The sequence below is a fragment of the Chryseobacterium sp. MDT2-18 genome, from assembly GCF_030815285.1.
In the GTDB taxonomy this organism is placed as follows: Bacteria; Bacteroidota; Bacteroidia; order Flavobacteriales; family Weeksellaceae; genus Kaistella; species Kaistella salivictor.
Genome location: NZ_JAUSWQ010000004.1, coordinates 215,522 through 230,720, shown reverse-complemented (window position 1 = coordinate 230,720; position 15,199 = coordinate 215,522). Strand labels below are relative to the sequence as shown.

Genomic DNA, 15,199 nt, shown 5'->3' with positions numbered 1-15,199 from the left:
GTCAGTCAATATTATGTATCTCTTTTTCCTGAACGGGAACTTTTCGTAAAAAATCGGCGAATTCCTCACCGCTATAATTGCTTTCGCCACCGTAGGAGTCCAGTATCGTAGATAATTCACCTTCTTTGTCTTCGAGTATATATAACACTGCGTTGTCATCTGCGCTGCTGTCTCCTTCAAACCGGTAAGACTTTACGATGCACAGATCTTCAGGTTGATAAAGTTTTTCGTCTTTTCCCAAAACCATTTGTTTTTGTGAATTCATTGTGATTTCTTTGGTGATTCCTCGTTGTCTGAGAATATTGAGCACTTCGGAAAGTGTTTTTAAATTGTGATCTGACATGGTATGGTATTTAAATTTAACGTAACAAAAAAAGTACCATCAATTTTAAAAGCAGGACTTTGGAAGGTTTTCAGGTTCAGAAAGAAAGAAAAAAAAGAAGATGTTTTGGATCAAGTCTAAAACTTGGAGAGAATGATAAAAATATTTAATTTTGAAGAATGTAACTTCTTAAATTACTGCTGATCTAAACAGGCAGTAAAGAGGAGCCGGCCTTCAATTATTCTCCGAATATCCTGAAGCAATGATAGGAGTCAGCATACAGTCAGCATAAGGTCAGCATAAGCCAGGGGTTGGTATGGGGATGAGTGTACTTTGGTTATGTGGAGAAATGGATATGGTTTGCGAAGTTCCAATATCTTTTTAGCGCCGCACAGAAATCCGATTGCTGACTAAGGACTGTATCATTTTTCAGATTATCCAAAATTTTTGCTTAGTCCCCAAGTTTTGATACTGATCCAATTAAAACATTGCACATACATTGCATGAAAAATAGAAAAGCCTTGCTAATCAAACGATTAACAAGGCTTTAAAGTACCTCGGACGGGACTTGAACCCGTACATCCTTACGGACACAGGATTTTAAGTCCTGCGTGTCTACCAATTCCACCACCAAGGCAAGTGGAGCGAAAAACGGGATTCGAACCCGCGACCCCGACCTTGGCAAGGTCGTGCTCTACCAGCTGAGCTATTTTCGCAATTTCTTGAAAAAATCCTCAGAAATTTTCGTGCGGATGAAGGGACTCGAACCCCCACGCCTCACAGCACCAGATCCTAAGTCTGGCATGGCTACCAATTACATCACATCCGCTAAATGAACACTGTTCCTTTTTTTTGTGAGTGCAAATATAAAAGATTTTTTCTTTCTAAACCAAACTATTTTATAAAAAATTTAATTTTTTCGAAAAGACACCGAGAACTTTCTTTTTAGATTCCTTTTTATTACTTTTACCGCTTTAACGAATTTATATCATGGAATTACAAGGAACAGTAAAGAAAATAACTGAAGTTCAGACGTTTGCGAGCGGATTTCAGAAAAGAGAGATGGTGTTAACAACCGAAGAACAGTATCCGCAACCCATTAATATCGAATTTCTTCAGGAGAAAGGAGATTTGCTTAATCCCTTGAAAGAAGGTGATAAAGTGAAAGTTTCTATCAATATTAGAGGGAGAGAGTGGACTTCACCACAAGGAGAAGTGAAATATTTCAACTCTATCACAGGCTGGAAAGTTGAAAACTTAGAATCAGCCGGAGGTTTTGAACCAACTCAGGCAACACCATCTGCAACTAAACCTGCGGAAGGAAAAGGCGTTTTTGAAGAAGACGAAGACGATTTGCCGTTTTAATATTGAAATTTTATAAATCCTGCTTTTTTGGCAGGATTTAATTTTCAGATGATTCTCCTAGATCCCAATGAAATTTCTTTTCCTGATCCCGCTTTGCTGGAGTCAGAATCCGGAATCATGGCCATGGGTGGCGATCTGTCGCCTCAGAGGTTGTATTTTGCTTATCAACTCGGGCTGTTTCCGTGGTATAATCCGGGCGAAGAAATCCTTTGGTGGTGTCCTGATCCAAGATTCGTGCTTTTTCCCCAAGATTTAAAAATTTCTAAATCGATGAAAAAGATTTTGCGCGATGAGGTTTTTACTTTTACCGAAAATACACATTTTCGCGAAGTCATGGAAGAATGCAAAAATACCTTTAGAAAAGATCAGGATGGAACCTGGATTTCAGATGAATTAATCGATTCTTTTGTGGAACTTCAGAAAAATGGGATTGCAAAAAGTATTGAAGTTTGGCAAAACGATGAGTTAGTCGGTGGATTCTACGGCCTGCAGATCGGGAAAATATTCTGTGGAGAAAGCATGTTTGCGAAAGTGAGTAACGCCTCCAAAGCAGGATTTATTCATTTTATTCAAAGTCAGAAAGAAAACTTGGAACTGATTGATTGTCAGATTTATTCCGAACATCTGGAAAGTTTGGGCGCAACCATGATTTCTAAAAAAGACTATTTAAATCTCTTAAAAAATCAACAAATATGAATCCTGAAAAAGAAAGATGGGTTTTGCTGATAGTGCTCTCTGTAATTTGGGGTTCTTCATTTATTCTTATTAAAAAGTCGCTCGAGCATTTTAATCCTTATGAAGTGGGTGCTTTACGGGTTTTAATCGCCGGAATTCTTTTGCTTCCAATGGCAATAAGTAATATTAGAAAATTTCCCAGAAAACATTTAAAGTGGTTAGTCCTGGCGGCTTTAACAGGGAATTTTATTCCGATGTTTCTTTTTCCAATTGCTGAGACCAAAGTCAGCAGCAGTATTGCAGGAATTGTCAATTCGATGATGCCCATTTTTGTAATCATCGTTGGATTTCTTTTCTGGAAATTTTCAACAACGAAAAGACAATTAATCGGCGTGGGAATAAGTTTTTCTGGTGCGTGTATTTTAGCGCTTTCCGGCGGTGAAGGCGGTGAACTTAAATTAATACCCATTGTTTTGCTCTTGGTTGCTACTTTGGGTTACGCCATTTCGATGACTACTGTAAAATCCAAACTCCATGAAATACCGGCGAAAATCCTGTCTGCATTTGTGTTTTCTTTTGTATTAATTGTCCCGTCGCTCATTGCGCTTGTATTTGCAGGATTCTTTAATGATCTTCATCCGGACAAAGATTTATTCATCGGATTGGGTTTTGTGAGTTTGCTTTCAGTTTTCGGAACCGGGCTGGCCATGATGCTGAATTATCGCCTGCTCAATATCTCTACGCCTTTATTTGCTTCTACGGTCACTTTGTTAATGCCGGTAGTTGCTGTGATCTGGGGATTATTGGATGGTGAAAAATTAACGGCGATGCAGTTTGCAGGGGCATTTATTATCCTTGCTGGACTCATTTTCCTGCGAGCGAAAAGCCCTAAAAAAGAAAAACCGCAAGACTCTAAAGTGGTGCGGTTTTAAATAAATCTAATAAAAAGTAAAAATGAAAGGCGACAAAGATATATAATTAGATTTATACTATCCAAATCTTTTTTTGTAAATTTTAAATTATTTCAAAAAGGATCATTCTCTTTTATTATTTTGCTAAATTTGGCTAATGTTTATCAAAGATTACATTTCTAAAGATTATCCTGCGTTCAATACCAGTGATTCCATAGAGCAGGCCAATGAGGTAGCTAAAGAATTTGGCTATACCCACATTTTTATCAAGAAGAAAGGGGTTTACCAGGGAGCCCTGAGCCAGCAGTTTTTGGAGGAAAGTCCTGAAGGAACATTGCAGACCCTGGAGCATCATTTTGAAAAATTTGCATTGCTAGAGGATGGAAACGTTTTAGATTCGATTAAACTTTTTTATACCTTCAACAGCAACGTCATTCCTGTGATCAATAAATTGGAAAAATACCAGGGTTATCTTACCTGTGACGACGTTTTCTGTGAGTTTGCAAAATACCCGTTATTCTCAGAGAATGGGGCATTGTTGGTTATCCAAAACAATAAAAGAAACTACTCGATGACTGATATCTGTAAAATCGTAGAATCGAACAATGGTAGGATTTATGGCTGCTATATCAGTGCTTTTGAAGGAGATGACGTACAGATTACTTTAAAAATAAACAGCGAAAACCTAAGCTCGATTGATGAAACTTTTGAACGCTACGGATACAGCGTGGTTCATAAATACTATGATGACCAAAAAGAAGAACTGTTGAAAGACCGGTTCGGTTTTTTTCAAAAATATATGGAAATCTGAAACAGATGAAATGCGGTAACCGCTTATTGAAAGGAAATGAAAATCTGTCGGTGTTATATCTGACAAATGAAATAAGAAGATGAAAGCAGCTATTTATTCCCAGAAAAATGATTTAGATACCTTTTTGTATCTGAGTAAATTTGTATCTGAACTCGAAAAAAGAGGAGTTCAAGCGATTCTGTATGAGGAAATGGCCGATGCAATGCAGTTTTCTAAAATCTTTGAAACCTTTGCCGGAAAACAGGATTTGAAGGAAAAGAAAGTAGATTTGTTTTTTACTTTCGGTGGCGACGGGACCATTGTGAATTCCCTTCTTTTTGTGCAGGATTTACTGATCCCGGTGGTCGGTGTTAATACAGGACGCCTCGGTTTCCTGGCGAGTTTCACCAAAGAAGAAGTTTTTTTGGAGCTCGACGGGATTATCAAAGGAGATATGAAAATCAGTGAACGGTCGGTCATTGAAATTATTTCTCCCAATAATTCGCTGTTTTTCCCTTATGCATTAAACGATTTAACCATCTCACGAAAAGAAACTACTGCAATGATTACGGTGGAATCTTTTATTGATAATGAGTTTCTCAATACTTTTTGGGGTGATGGGATTATTATTTCGACTCCAACGGGATCAACTGCTTATTCACTAAGCTGTGGCGGTCCCATTATTACGCCCAATAACAACACTTTCGTCATTACACCTATTGCGCCACATAATTTGAATGTTCGCCCACTCATCGTCAATGATGATGTTGAGATCAGATTAAAGGTCAAAAGCCGTGTTCCACAATATTCACTGTCACTGGATTCCCGCCTGTTTCACATGGAAACCGATGTAGAAGTCATCTTGCGGAAAGCCCATTTTAAAATACTGTTGATTCACCCCACGAATCTCAGTTTTTACGAAACAATCCGTCAGAAACTGCTGTGGGGAAATGACAAAAGAAATTAGATATTCAACTTTAAAATACTTAACTTTACTGTTCAAAATCAGCAAATAATAAATCTATAAAAATATCAGTTATGAGCAAGAAATTTCCGGCAGGAGTTGCCACAGGGCAAATGGTTTCAGACATTTTCCAATTCGCAAAGGAAAATAAATTTGCACTTCCCGCAGTGAATGTTATTGGTTCCAGCAACGTCAATGCAACCATGGAAACCGCCGCAAAACTGAACTCTCCCGTAATTATTCAGTTTTCTAATGGTGGCGCCGCTTTTAATGCAGGAAAAGGATTGAACAACGATGGCCAGAAAGCCGCAATTCTAGGAGGGATCGCCGGAGCAAAACATATTCATACTTTAGCAGAAGCATACGGAGCAACCGTTATTTTGCATACCGATCACTGTGCGAAGAAATTATTGCCGTGGATTGATGGACTGATGGATGCCAACGAAGAATTCTTTGCCCAAACCGGCAAATCGCTTTACTCCTCTCACATGCTTGATTTATCTGAAGAATCAATCGAAGAAAACCTGGATATTTCCTGCAAATATTTCGAGAGAATGGCAAAAATGGGCATGACTCTGGAAATTGAACTGGGAATTACCGGTGGTGAAGAAGACGGCGTAGATAATTCAGGGGTAGATTCTTCAAAATTATATACCCAGCCTAATGAAGTTGCTTATGCTTACGAAAGATTAAATGCGATTTCACCGAACTTTACGATCGCTGCTGCTTTTGGAAATGTTCACGGAGTTTACAAACCGGGGAATGTAAAATTGACGCCGAAAATTCTTGATAATTCTCAGAAATATGTAGAAGAGAAATACGGACTGGGCGCAAAACCAATTAATTTTGTTTTCCACGGAGGATCCGGTTCTTCTTTAGAAGAAATCAGAGAAGCAATCGATTATGGGGTAATTAAAATGAATATCGATACCGACTTGCAGTTTGCTTACACTGAAGGAATCAGAGATTTCATGGTCAATAACATCGAATATCTAAGAACCCAGATCGGAAATCCTGACGGTGGTGATAAACCGAACAAAAAATATTATGACCCAAGAGGTTGGGTGAGAAAAGGCGAAGAAACCTTTAGCAAAAGATTGGAGCAGGCATTTGAAGACCTTAACAATATTAATACTTTGTAATTAAATTATTTTAGACATTGTTTTTAAAAGCAATTTGTTTTTATTTGCAGTCTGAAATTTATAATCTAAAATTAAACTCAATGGCATTCGACTGGTTTAAAAGGAAAACACAAAACATTACCACTTCCACAGAAGATAAAAAAGACGTTCCCAAAGGACTTTGGCATCAGACGCCAAGCGGAAAGATTGTGGAACATGAAGAACTGAAAGCCAATAATTATGTGTCTCCAGAAGATGGTTTCCACGTGAGAATAGGCAGTAAAGAATTCTTTTCAATTCTTTTTGATGACAACAAATTTACGGAACTCGACGCTGGTGTTGAAAGTGTAGATATGTTGAGTTTCAAAGATACCAAGTCTTACACAGACCGGTTGAAAGAAGTAAAAGCCAAAACGAAATTAACAGACTCGATCAGAAATGCCGTAGGAACTGTTAATGGTGAAAAAATGGTAATTTCCTGTATGGATTTTAGTTTTATCGGTGGATCCCTGGGTTCCGTGATGGGCGAGAAAATCCGTCGTGCAATTGATTACTGTATCGAACACAAACTTCCGTATATGATTATCTGCCAATCAGGTGGAGCCAGAATGCAGGAAGCCACCTATTCACTCATGCAGTTGGCAAAAGTGCAGGCGAAGCTGGCTCAGCTTTCCGAAGCAGGCTTGCTGTACATCGCCTATTTATGTGATCCTACTTTCGGCGGAATTACCGCTTCTTTTGCGATGACTGCTGATGTTATTATTGCAGAACCGGGAGCTTTGATCGGTTTCGCAGGACCTCGCGTGATCCGTGAAACAATCGGTAAAGATTTACCGGAAGGATTCCAGACTTCAGAGTTTCTGCAGGAAAAAGGATTCGTAGATTTCATCGTTAAAAGAACCGAAATCAAAGATAAAGTTTCTAAAACAGTTAGATTGTTAGCGCACGCTTAACACATTTGAATTATCAATAAAATCTCACCTCAATTGAAGGTGGGATTTCTTTTTATGAGAAACATCAAAATAATATTTAATGCTTTAAGATCCTTAAGTTTTACCAAAATTATGAAACTTTTGCGGTTGATTCTTGCGCATCCGTTATTTTCAATTCTGGGATTTTACGCAACCGTGAGGAGTTTCTCGTTAGCACAAAAACATTTCCCCAAATCCCATGCGACCAATGGAGAAGGAAACGCTTTCCGACATGCGCTTTGGAACTGCCTGATTCTGATGTACTGTTGTAAAATTTCTTCGCCACAAAAAGCTTTGCAGTATTGTAAGGAAATGACTGACTTGCACGAAGAACTCTTCCCCAATAAGCCGCTCGAAACCAAAATGGATCTGCATAACAATCAAGTTGGGATGGATTATTTCATGGAACTGCTTCCGGGTGTCCACCGCCAATTCTTCGAAACCAGTTTTTTTGTGAAAGGACTTATTGAAAAAACCAAAACAGCAAAAGTCCTGAATAGTTTAGAAGATGATTTTAAAGGCGACCTGGTTTATTTAAAATAGAAAAAAACCCCGACATTGCCGAGGTTTTAAAAGTCAAGTTCAAGTTTCAAAAAGCGGAATATTTTGTATTTTCCGCTTTTTTAATTTTTGATTTTTAAGTTAAAGGAGCACCAACTGCTAAATCACATCGGTGATGAGGTTCGCCGTGTGCTGGATTATTAGCAGGTTTCGGTCCTGAGGCCTGCATTGGTGCAGGCGAAGACGAAACTGAAGGCGAAATGGGTCTCGTGTCAAAATTATTGCCTGAAGCATTTTGTTGAGGCATTACCTGAGGTGCCGCACTTTGAGAAGGCGCGCTGTCAATCGGTGCGCCAACGGGGATTTCGCAACGGTGATAAGGCTGACCATGTTCCGGATTCAATGCCGGTTTTACTGCCTGATTATTTGCGGCGACGGCGGTCGCAACTTCGCCTTCTTCAGCGGTGTAAGTAACAGATCCATCCTTCATAACCGAATCTTTCTGTACTTCCGTTACATTTTCAGTATCTGAAACGGTTTTCTCTTTTTTATCGCAGGAATAAAGAAGCGTTGCACCTGCTATTAATAAAGGTAATAATCTCATGTTTTCTATTTTTTTCAAAAGTATGAAATTTAATTAGAACTTAAAATCCAAGCCGAAATATACATTTGCTCCCATAACCGGTGCATAAATCATTCCTGCGTCAAAGTAATTCCCAAAAGGGTTTTCAGCATCGATAATCGGACGGTTCTGGGTGTAACCTAACAGGTTTTCACCACCGATATATGCACGAATGTTTTTATTAAAGTTTCTGGAAATTTGGGCATTAAGGGTCGTGTAACTTTTAGAATATTCCGGTAATCTGTATTCTGATGGATTCGCATTTAAATTGGGAAGCTTCTGTTTTCCAATCAGCTGAAGCGTTGCATCGATATTCCAGAAAGCTCCTTTGTCTGTTTTATCGGTAGCGTAGGAAGCATTAAAGAAACCTCTGTTTTTTGCCATAAATGGAATTTCTCTTTTCCCTCCCAAGAAATCGGCCTTTACATCGTAGTACTTATAAGCCAGTCTCATTTCTAAATTTTTCGCTGGTACAAAATCTAACTGGGTTTGAAAACTGTTCGCAAATGATTCTCCTTCCAGATTATAGAAAACGATTTTCTGTGGTGAAATATCTAAATCGCTCAATACCTGATTTTGAAAATCTGTTCTGAAAAAATCGGCTACCAAAGTTGCTTTTCTGTTAAACAACTTGAATTCCTGCTGTACACTTGCCCCGTAATTCCAGGCAATTTCTGGTTGTAAATCATAAATTTTTCCGCCATTTCCTAAGATTTCAATTTGTCTGTTCGATCCGAAATATTGCTGACTTTCTGCAAAAACATTAGCGGTTCTAAAACCTTTTCCGGCCGAAAGGCGAAGAATGGTTTTAGGCAAAACATCATATTTAAAGTTTAATCTCGGCGTAAACTGCGTTCCTGCCAAATTGTGAAAATCTGTTCTGGCGCCGGCAACCAAAGTGTATTTCAGTCCTGTCAAAGTATATTCGAAAAATAATCCAGGCACGGTTTCCGTTCTTTTATAATTTTGAGTCAGATAGTCCTCATCATATTGGTCATACAGAAAACTTGCACCCGTTTTGAATTTATTATTGGTGTTTCCGATAATGCTTTCAAAAACCAAATTCGAGTAAAAAGTATTCTGGTTGCCCCAATAATTTCTGTTTCCAAAAAAACTGTCCTGTTGATGCGTCGTGAACTGATTCATCCAGCCGATACTTTGGTAAGGTTTACCTTTAAAAATATATCCGGTTTTATTCCAGATTTCAAAACGCGAAAGATCAATTCCGACGCCGTAAGCAGTTTGTTGAGAACGGTCAATCTTTTTATCAAAAGCAGTTTGTCCGCCAAAACGTTCATCTTTTACAAAGCTAACTCCGAAATGAGTTCCTAAGCCGGAATGTTCCAAATCATTATAATTTAAAAGATAGGCAGCGTTAATTTGATTTCCCGTCGGTTGATCCAGAAAGCCGTCATTATTAGAATCAATTTTTCCTAAAGTTGCATTGCCATGAAGCAATATCGACTGATTCCAATGTTCGTTCAACTGAGAAGTCGCGGTAATATTGCTCTCCAGTCTTCCGTTTGCGTCTGCAAAAAAGTTGATCGCTGTTTCCGGTTTTTCATTAACTTTTAAAAGTTCAGTATTAATTTGACCCGTGATACTTTCGTAGCCATTAACCACGGTACTTCCGCCTTTTGTCAACTGGATTCCGCCAATCCATCTTCCGGGAATTAAATTCAGGCCATAAGGTGCTGCTAAACCACGGATTGAGGGCAAAAGTTCTTTTGTTAAAGCGGTGTATTTCTGATCCAAACCTAACATTTTAAGTTGCTTGGTTCCGGTAACAGCGTTCGTGAAAGAAACGTCAACGGTCGCATTCGTTTCAAAACTTTCCGATAAATTGCAGCAGGCTGCTTTCAATAACTCTTTGGTTCCGATATTAAAGGTTAATCCCGTTTCTTTCTTGCTTAAAGCGGTCGCATCTGCCAGTTTGATTAACCGGACTTCTTCGATGGATTTATCGAAATGGTCAGCATGTTGTGAAAAATCTTTTTTAGGTGCTGGCGCTTCGTCATGGTGAACCAAATCGCTTTTTACACCCAAAGGTAATTCCCGGTCGTACAGGCAGCAGCCGGGAAGATTTTTGTAAGTATCATCTTTCGAAGTGTACATCTCATTATCATGACCAACATCTGCGATCTTTTTTAAAATTAAATCCGCTGAAGTTTTTTCAGGATTAAAGTTTAAAGTTACAATCTGCGTTTCTGCATCCCAGGTTGCCGAATCTGCACCAGCATTGGCCGCTGCTTTTTCGATTCTTGCTTTGCATGAACTGCAGTTTCCGCGTACAAAAAATTGATTGTCATTTTTCAAAGGTTTCGTAACAATTTCCTTTTTTAGAAAAGAAGGCGCTCGATCATAATGACAGCAGGAAGGCAGGTTTTCGTAAACCGTATCAGCTGCAGTGAATTTTTCGTTGTCGTGTCCAACATTTGCGATTTTCTTTAAAATTTGATCAGCCGAAGTTTTTGTAGCATCAAATTCTACTTCAAGCTGCTGAGTGTTGGCGTTCCAGTTGGCGGCTTTTGCGCCTGTTTTTTTTGCGGTATTTTCGATTCTTTCTTTACACATCGCACATTCTCCTTTAACCAGAAAAGTTGATTTTGTGACCGTTTGTGCGTATAAGAATGAAGTGAATATCAGGGAAAATAAGCAAAGACTTTTTAACAAAGTTTTCATTTTTAAAATAAGTTAATTAACATAAAAAGGTTGCCAAAAGAACGTTCTTTTGGCTGTAGTCTAATGTGTTAACCTATTTTAGGCGGTTGCCAGATGTTTTGAATGTTGGAAGAGAAATAAGAATTCCCATACCCGAAATTAAGGTCCTGAATAAACAAATGCTTTTTTAAATTTGAATTAAATTCTGATGAAAGATAATTCATTACGAAATGAACCGTGCAGGAATGACATTTGTTACAATCGTCGCCGCATTTGTTTTTTTGGGAATGGTCTGTGGAGTTTTCAGAATGACAGGAGATTGGTTTTTTTGTTTTGCAACACTCTTCTTTGGTCGGTTTCTGATCACAGCACTGAACAGTAGTTTGAGCATAAATCATCTGCTTGGGAAGAATAAAAATACTCAATCCCAAAACGATAAAAAATATTTTCAAAGTTCGTGACATGCTTTTGCAAAATTAATAAATATAATCGACGTAACCTGATAATCGTTAAATCTTCTTAAATAAAGTTAAAAATTTACTATTCAATTGCTTGACAATTAATTAATTGTAATTTTGCCAACGAAAAATCGTTTAACATAATATAGAATGAAGAAGGTCCTTTTACCATTAATAACTGTTTTATTTTTCGCTACCTCTTTTTATAAATTAGAAGATTTGGAGAAAAACCCGACAGAAACTCCTTTAAATAAACAAACACAAAATTTAGTCCTGAAAGCAGAGCCGAGCTCCACCGCAAAATATGCGGAAGAAATTTACAGTTCGATCAGTTTCGACAACATCAACCGGCTGCAGTCCGAAGTTTTTTCAAAAGCCTTTTTAGGATTTACCAATCTTAAAAAAGAAGGAAAATTAGATGAAGATTCTCATTTATTAACCATTTGCGATTTTTCGTTATCGTCCACAGAGAAGAGACTTTGGGTCATTGATTTGAATGAAAAAAAAGTCCTTTATAACTCGCTGGTTGCACACGGAAAAAACACAGGTGAAGAATTCGCTCAGAAATTTTCAAATACCGAGAGTTCTTTGCAAAGCAGTCTTGGTTTTTTCATTACAGAAAGTACTTATAATGGTTCCAACGGTTATTCGTTGAAACTTGAAGGAATGGATTCCGGTTACAATGATGCCGCCTTCCGTCGCGCGATCGTGATGCACGGTGCAGATTATGTGAGCGAAGGTTTTATTAAAAATCAAAAACGCATTGGCAGAAGCTGGGGTTGCCCCGCTGTTCCCCGCGCTTTGGCTGAACCGATTATCAATACCATCAAAGGGAAAAATTGTCTTTTTATTTATTATCCCGACAATCAATACCTTTCCAGTTCGAAATGGCTGAAGGCTGAGGAGAATATTTAAAACCTAAAACAAAACAATCCCGGTTCACAATTGCGAACCGGGATTGTTTATAATTTATTTTAACTCAATCGGATTGTTATTTTTCTTCTGTTCTTCTTTTTGGCGTTCCTCCATTTGTTTTCGCTGATTTGGATCCATCTGAATTCTAAATGATCCACCACCACGTGTCATCGCTGCCATCGCTGCAGCTGGGTCTTTTCTGAACTGATCCTGCTGCTTTTCAAATGCAGCTCTTTTCACCGAAATCGTAGAGCCAAATTGTTCGAAAGCAGCAATTTCATTAATTTTCTTTGCTTCTTTTAAATCGAAACTGTAATCGCCTTTAGCATCTTCAACTTTTACAATTAAACCCGGCAATCCTGAAAATTTATAAGGGCCATCCTGAAAAGGAACTTCGGTCGTAAACCAAGCGTGCCAAGTTCTCCCAGCAAATTGTGTTTCTGCTTTCTGGGTTTTGTATTCGCCAATAGTTGTTGTTTCGGGAAGGATTTTCCAGTTCATTGGCCGGTCTTCTTCATAAGCGTACTGATCGCGCAGAATTCTTGCTTTATATAATTTTTTCGCGGTTTTGTAATCTTTTTCAATAATGAAATCCATATTGGTTCGCAAATTCTGCATTTGGCTTCTGTCAAAATTAAAACTTCCGGTCTGTCTCATCCGTCCCATAATGGAATCTCTTTTCAATCTGTTTTCAGCGTAGAAAATAGAGTTTCCTCCGGAAATGTCAAGATGGGCTAATTCTGTTTTTGTGGCACTTCTATCCGTAGAATCTGGTTTCATAGTGACTTGATACACAAAACGGTTCGCTTGAGCGAAAATAATTTGGGCAGCTAAGCCCAGGGTAAGCACGGCGATTTTTTTCATTCTTAAATAATTTGATTTTTGATAATAATTAAAGGTAAAAGTTAAATTTCACCGTCTATAAGATTGATAGACAAATATACCGAAGCAAATTTGATATTCATTATATTATTAGTAATTTTGCAATCTAAAATGATTCTAAATAAAAACAATGATAAAAGTTAGCGATCTAGCGAAAGAAAAAGCCTTTCAGTTAATGACTGAAGACGGTTTCGATCCTTTGGAAGATTATATAAGAGTCGGTGTAAAAAGCGGCGGTTGTTCCGGTTTAGAATATGTTCTGAAATTTGATAATGTAAAAACAGATTCAGATCAGGTTTTCGAAGATAATGGGATTAAGATCATTGTCGATAAAAAATCAGTGCTTTATTTAGCAGGAACAATACTAGAATTTTCAGCAGGGTTGAATGGGAAAGGATTTGTATTCAACAATCCCAATGCAAACAGAACTTGCGGTTGCGGTGAGAGTTTCTCGCTGTAAAACACATTTAATTTTCATATAAAAAATGGCAACAAAATATACGGAAGACGATCTTAGGGTCGATCTTGAAAATCAAAAATATGAATACGGGTTTACCACGGATATAGAATATGACGATTTTCCGACCGGTTTATCTGAAGAAATCGTAAGAATGATTTCTGCGAAAAAAGAAGAACCAGAATGGATGACCGAGTGGCGTCTGGAATCTTACAGAATGTGGCTGAAAATGGAGGAGCCGGAATGGGCAAATGTGACTTATGAAAAGCCAGATTTCCAAGCCATTCGTTATTATGCGGCGCCAACAGTAAAACCGGAATTAGCCAGTTTAGATGAAGTAGATCCGGAATTACTGAAAACCTTTGAAAAATTAGGAATCAATATTGAGGAACAGAAAAGACTTTCAGGGGTTGCAATGGATATTGTGATTGACTCAGTTTCTGTAAAAACTACATTTCAAAAAACTTTAAAAGATAAAGGAATTATTTTCTGCGCTATTTCTGAAGCCATCAGAGATTATCCGGAATTGGTGCGTAAATATATCGGAAAGGTAGTTCCAAGAGGGGATAACTACTATGCAGCTTTAAACTCAGCCGTATTTTCAGACGGAAGCTTCTGCTATATTCCAAAAGGCGTGAAATGTCCGATGGAACTTTCCACTTATTTCAGAATTAATAAATCCGGAAGCGGTCAGTTTGAAAGAACTTTGTTAATCGCTGATGAAGGTAGCTATGTTTCTTACCTGGAAGGCTGTACTGCACCTGCAAGAGATGAAAATCAGCTGCATGCGGCGGTCGTAGAGTTAATCGCAATGGATGATGCAGAAATTAAATATTCTACCGTTCAAAACTGGTATCCCGGAGATTCAGAAGGTAAAGGTGGCGTTTTCAATTTCGTAACCAAACGGGGAATTTGTGAGAAAAACGCAAAAATTTCCTGGACGCAGGTTGAAACCGGTTCTGCTGTAACCTGGAAATATCCGAGCTGTATCTTAAAAGGTGATAATTCTGTTGGAGAATTTTATTCAATTGCGGTAACCAATCATCACCAGTATGCAGATACCGGAACCAAGATGATCCACATCGGGAAAAATACCAAATCAACGATTATTTCTAAAGGAATTTCCGCAGGAAAATCAAACAACTCTTATAGAGGATTAGTGAAAATGATGCCTTCTGCAAAAGGAGCACGCAACTTTTCGCAATGTGATTCTCTTTTAATGGGCAATGAATGTGGCGCACATACTTTCCCTTATATCGAAGTAAAAAATCCGACCGCTCAACTCGAGCACGAAGCGACGACTTCAAAAATAGGTGAAGACCAAATTTTCTATTGCAATCAGAGAGGAATCAGCACCGAAAAAGCAATTGCATTGATCGTCAACGGTTTCGGAAAAGAAGTTTTGAATAAGCTACCGATGGAATTTGCGATTGAAGCCCAAAAATTATTAGAAATTTCTTTAGAAGGAAGTGTTGGGTAAAAATGATCTTTCCATTTGAACTTTCATTTCAAAACTTTTTTTAAAGAAATTATATATCATAACAGTAAAAAAACAGGAAGTAATTAACTTTTAAATTATCTAAT

General features: G+C 38.0%; 16 protein-coding genes and 3 tRNA genes. 11 read left to right on the top strand and 8 right to left on the bottom strand.

Features of this window, described 5'->3' with window-relative positions; all coding sequences use genetic code 11:
- Window position 1 precedes the first annotated feature (1 nt).
- From QF004_RS06375 to QF004_RS06360, 4 genes are all read right to left on the bottom strand, one after another.
- Window positions 2-343 carry a hypothetical protein gene (locus tag QF004_RS06375; protein ID WP_307424079.1) on the bottom strand — a complete coding sequence of 114 codons (342 nt, stop codon included), beginning with the start codon at window positions 341-343 and terminating at the stop codon, window positions 2-4.
- A gap of 532 nt (window positions 344-875) precedes the next feature.
- Window positions 876-959 (bottom strand) — tRNA-Leu (locus QF004_RS06370).
- 3 nt (window positions 960-962) lie between these two features.
- A tRNA-Gly gene (locus tag QF004_RS06365) sits at window positions 963-1,038 on the bottom strand.
- A 31-nt stretch (window positions 1,039-1,069) separates the two neighbouring features.
- Window positions 1,070-1,151 (bottom strand) — tRNA-Leu (locus QF004_RS06360).
- A gap of 161 nt (window positions 1,152-1,312) precedes the next feature.
- Between QF004_RS06360 and QF004_RS06355 the strand changes: the two genes are divergently transcribed.
- The 8 genes from QF004_RS06355 to QF004_RS06320 all read left to right on the top strand — a co-directional run bounded on the left by QF004_RS06355 (window position 1,313) and on the right by QF004_RS06320 (window position 7,662).
- Complete coding sequence (locus tag QF004_RS06355; protein WP_133439313.1) at window positions 1,313-1,687, top strand: DUF3127 domain-containing protein; 375 nt, start codon at window positions 1,313-1,315, stop codon at window positions 1,685-1,687.
- A 48-nt stretch (window positions 1,688-1,735) separates the two neighbouring features.
- Window positions 1,736-2,383, top strand: a complete 648-nt coding sequence (gene aat, locus QF004_RS06350; RefSeq protein WP_307424076.1) for a leucyl/phenylalanyl-tRNA--protein transferase — start codon at window positions 1,736-1,738, stop codon at window positions 2,381-2,383.
- On the top strand, window positions 2,380-3,294 hold the full coding sequence (locus tag QF004_RS06345; RefSeq protein ID WP_307424073.1) for a DMT family transporter: 915 nt from the start codon (window positions 2,380-2,382) through the stop codon (window positions 3,292-3,294). Before aat ends, QF004_RS06345 begins: the two co-directional genes overlap by 4 nt.
- Window positions 3,295-3,430: 136 nt before the next feature.
- Complete coding sequence (locus QF004_RS06340) at window positions 3,431-4,084, top strand: CBS domain-containing protein (RefSeq protein ID WP_307424069.1); 654 nt, start codon at window positions 3,431-3,433, stop codon at window positions 4,082-4,084.
- Window positions 4,085-4,163: 79 nt separating this feature from the next.
- Window positions 4,164-5,030: an NAD kinase gene (locus QF004_RS06335; RefSeq protein WP_133439317.1), complete on the top strand. Its 867-nt coding sequence runs from the start codon at window positions 4,164-4,166 to the stop codon at window positions 5,028-5,030.
- A gap of 71 nt (window positions 5,031-5,101) precedes the next feature.
- A complete protein-coding gene (fbaA, locus tag QF004_RS06330; protein ID WP_307424066.1) occupies window positions 5,102-6,169 on the top strand; it encodes a class II fructose-bisphosphate aldolase in 1,068 nt (355 codons plus the stop codon).
- Between the two features lie 80 nt (window positions 6,170-6,249).
- Entirely contained in the window at window positions 6,250-7,101 is an 852-nt protein-coding gene (gene accD, locus QF004_RS06325) for an acetyl-CoA carboxylase, carboxyltransferase subunit beta (RefSeq protein WP_133439319.1), read from the top strand.
- Window positions 7,102-7,155: 54 nt separating this feature from the next.
- Window positions 7,156-7,662: a hypothetical protein gene (locus QF004_RS06320; protein ID WP_133439320.1), complete on the top strand. Its 507-nt coding sequence runs from the start codon at window positions 7,156-7,158 to the stop codon at window positions 7,660-7,662.
- Window positions 7,663-7,756: 94 nt separating this feature from the next.
- Here the strand turns inward: QF004_RS06320 and QF004_RS06315 are convergent, their stop codons facing one another.
- The 3 genes from QF004_RS06315 to QF004_RS06305 form a co-directional block, all read right to left on the bottom strand.
- Window positions 7,757-8,224, bottom strand: coding sequence for a hypothetical protein (locus tag QF004_RS06315; protein ID WP_307424059.1), 468 nt, complete (start codon window positions 8,222-8,224; stop codon window positions 7,757-7,759).
- 33 nt (window positions 8,225-8,257) lie between these two features.
- Entirely contained in the window at window positions 8,258-10,924 is a 2,667-nt protein-coding gene (locus QF004_RS06310) for a TonB-dependent receptor (RefSeq protein ID WP_307424056.1), read from the bottom strand.
- A 202-nt stretch (window positions 10,925-11,126) separates the two neighbouring features.
- On the bottom strand, window positions 11,127-11,294 hold the full coding sequence (locus QF004_RS06305) for a hypothetical protein (protein ID WP_165983195.1): 168 nt from the start codon (window positions 11,292-11,294) through the stop codon (window positions 11,127-11,129).
- 217 nt (window positions 11,295-11,511) lie between these two features.
- On the opposite strand from QF004_RS06305, the gene QF004_RS06300 reads away from it, so the two are divergent.
- Complete coding sequence (locus QF004_RS06300; protein ID WP_133439324.1) at window positions 11,512-12,276, top strand: murein L,D-transpeptidase catalytic domain family protein; 765 nt, start codon at window positions 11,512-11,514, stop codon at window positions 12,274-12,276.
- 54 nt (window positions 12,277-12,330) lie between these two features.
- Here the strand turns inward: QF004_RS06300 and QF004_RS06295 are convergent, their stop codons facing one another.
- The gene (locus tag QF004_RS06295) at window positions 12,331-13,140 is read right to left on the bottom strand and encodes a GLPGLI family protein (protein WP_133439325.1); all 810 of its coding nucleotides are present in this window, start codon (window positions 13,138-13,140) and stop codon (window positions 12,331-12,333) included.
- Window positions 13,141-13,288: 148 nt separating this feature from the next.
- Here QF004_RS06295 and QF004_RS06290 point away from each other — a divergent pair, with 148 nt between their 5' ends.
- Window positions 13,289-13,618 (top strand): iron-sulfur cluster assembly accessory protein, encoded by a 330-nt coding sequence (locus QF004_RS06290; protein WP_133439326.1) that lies wholly within the window; start codon window positions 13,289-13,291, stop codon window positions 13,616-13,618.
- Between the two features lie 25 nt (window positions 13,619-13,643).
- Window positions 13,644-15,095 (top strand): Fe-S cluster assembly protein SufB, encoded by a 1,452-nt coding sequence (sufB, locus tag QF004_RS06285; protein ID WP_133439327.1) that lies wholly within the window; start codon window positions 13,644-13,646, stop codon window positions 15,093-15,095.
- Window positions 15,096-15,199: the final 104 nt, after the last annotated feature.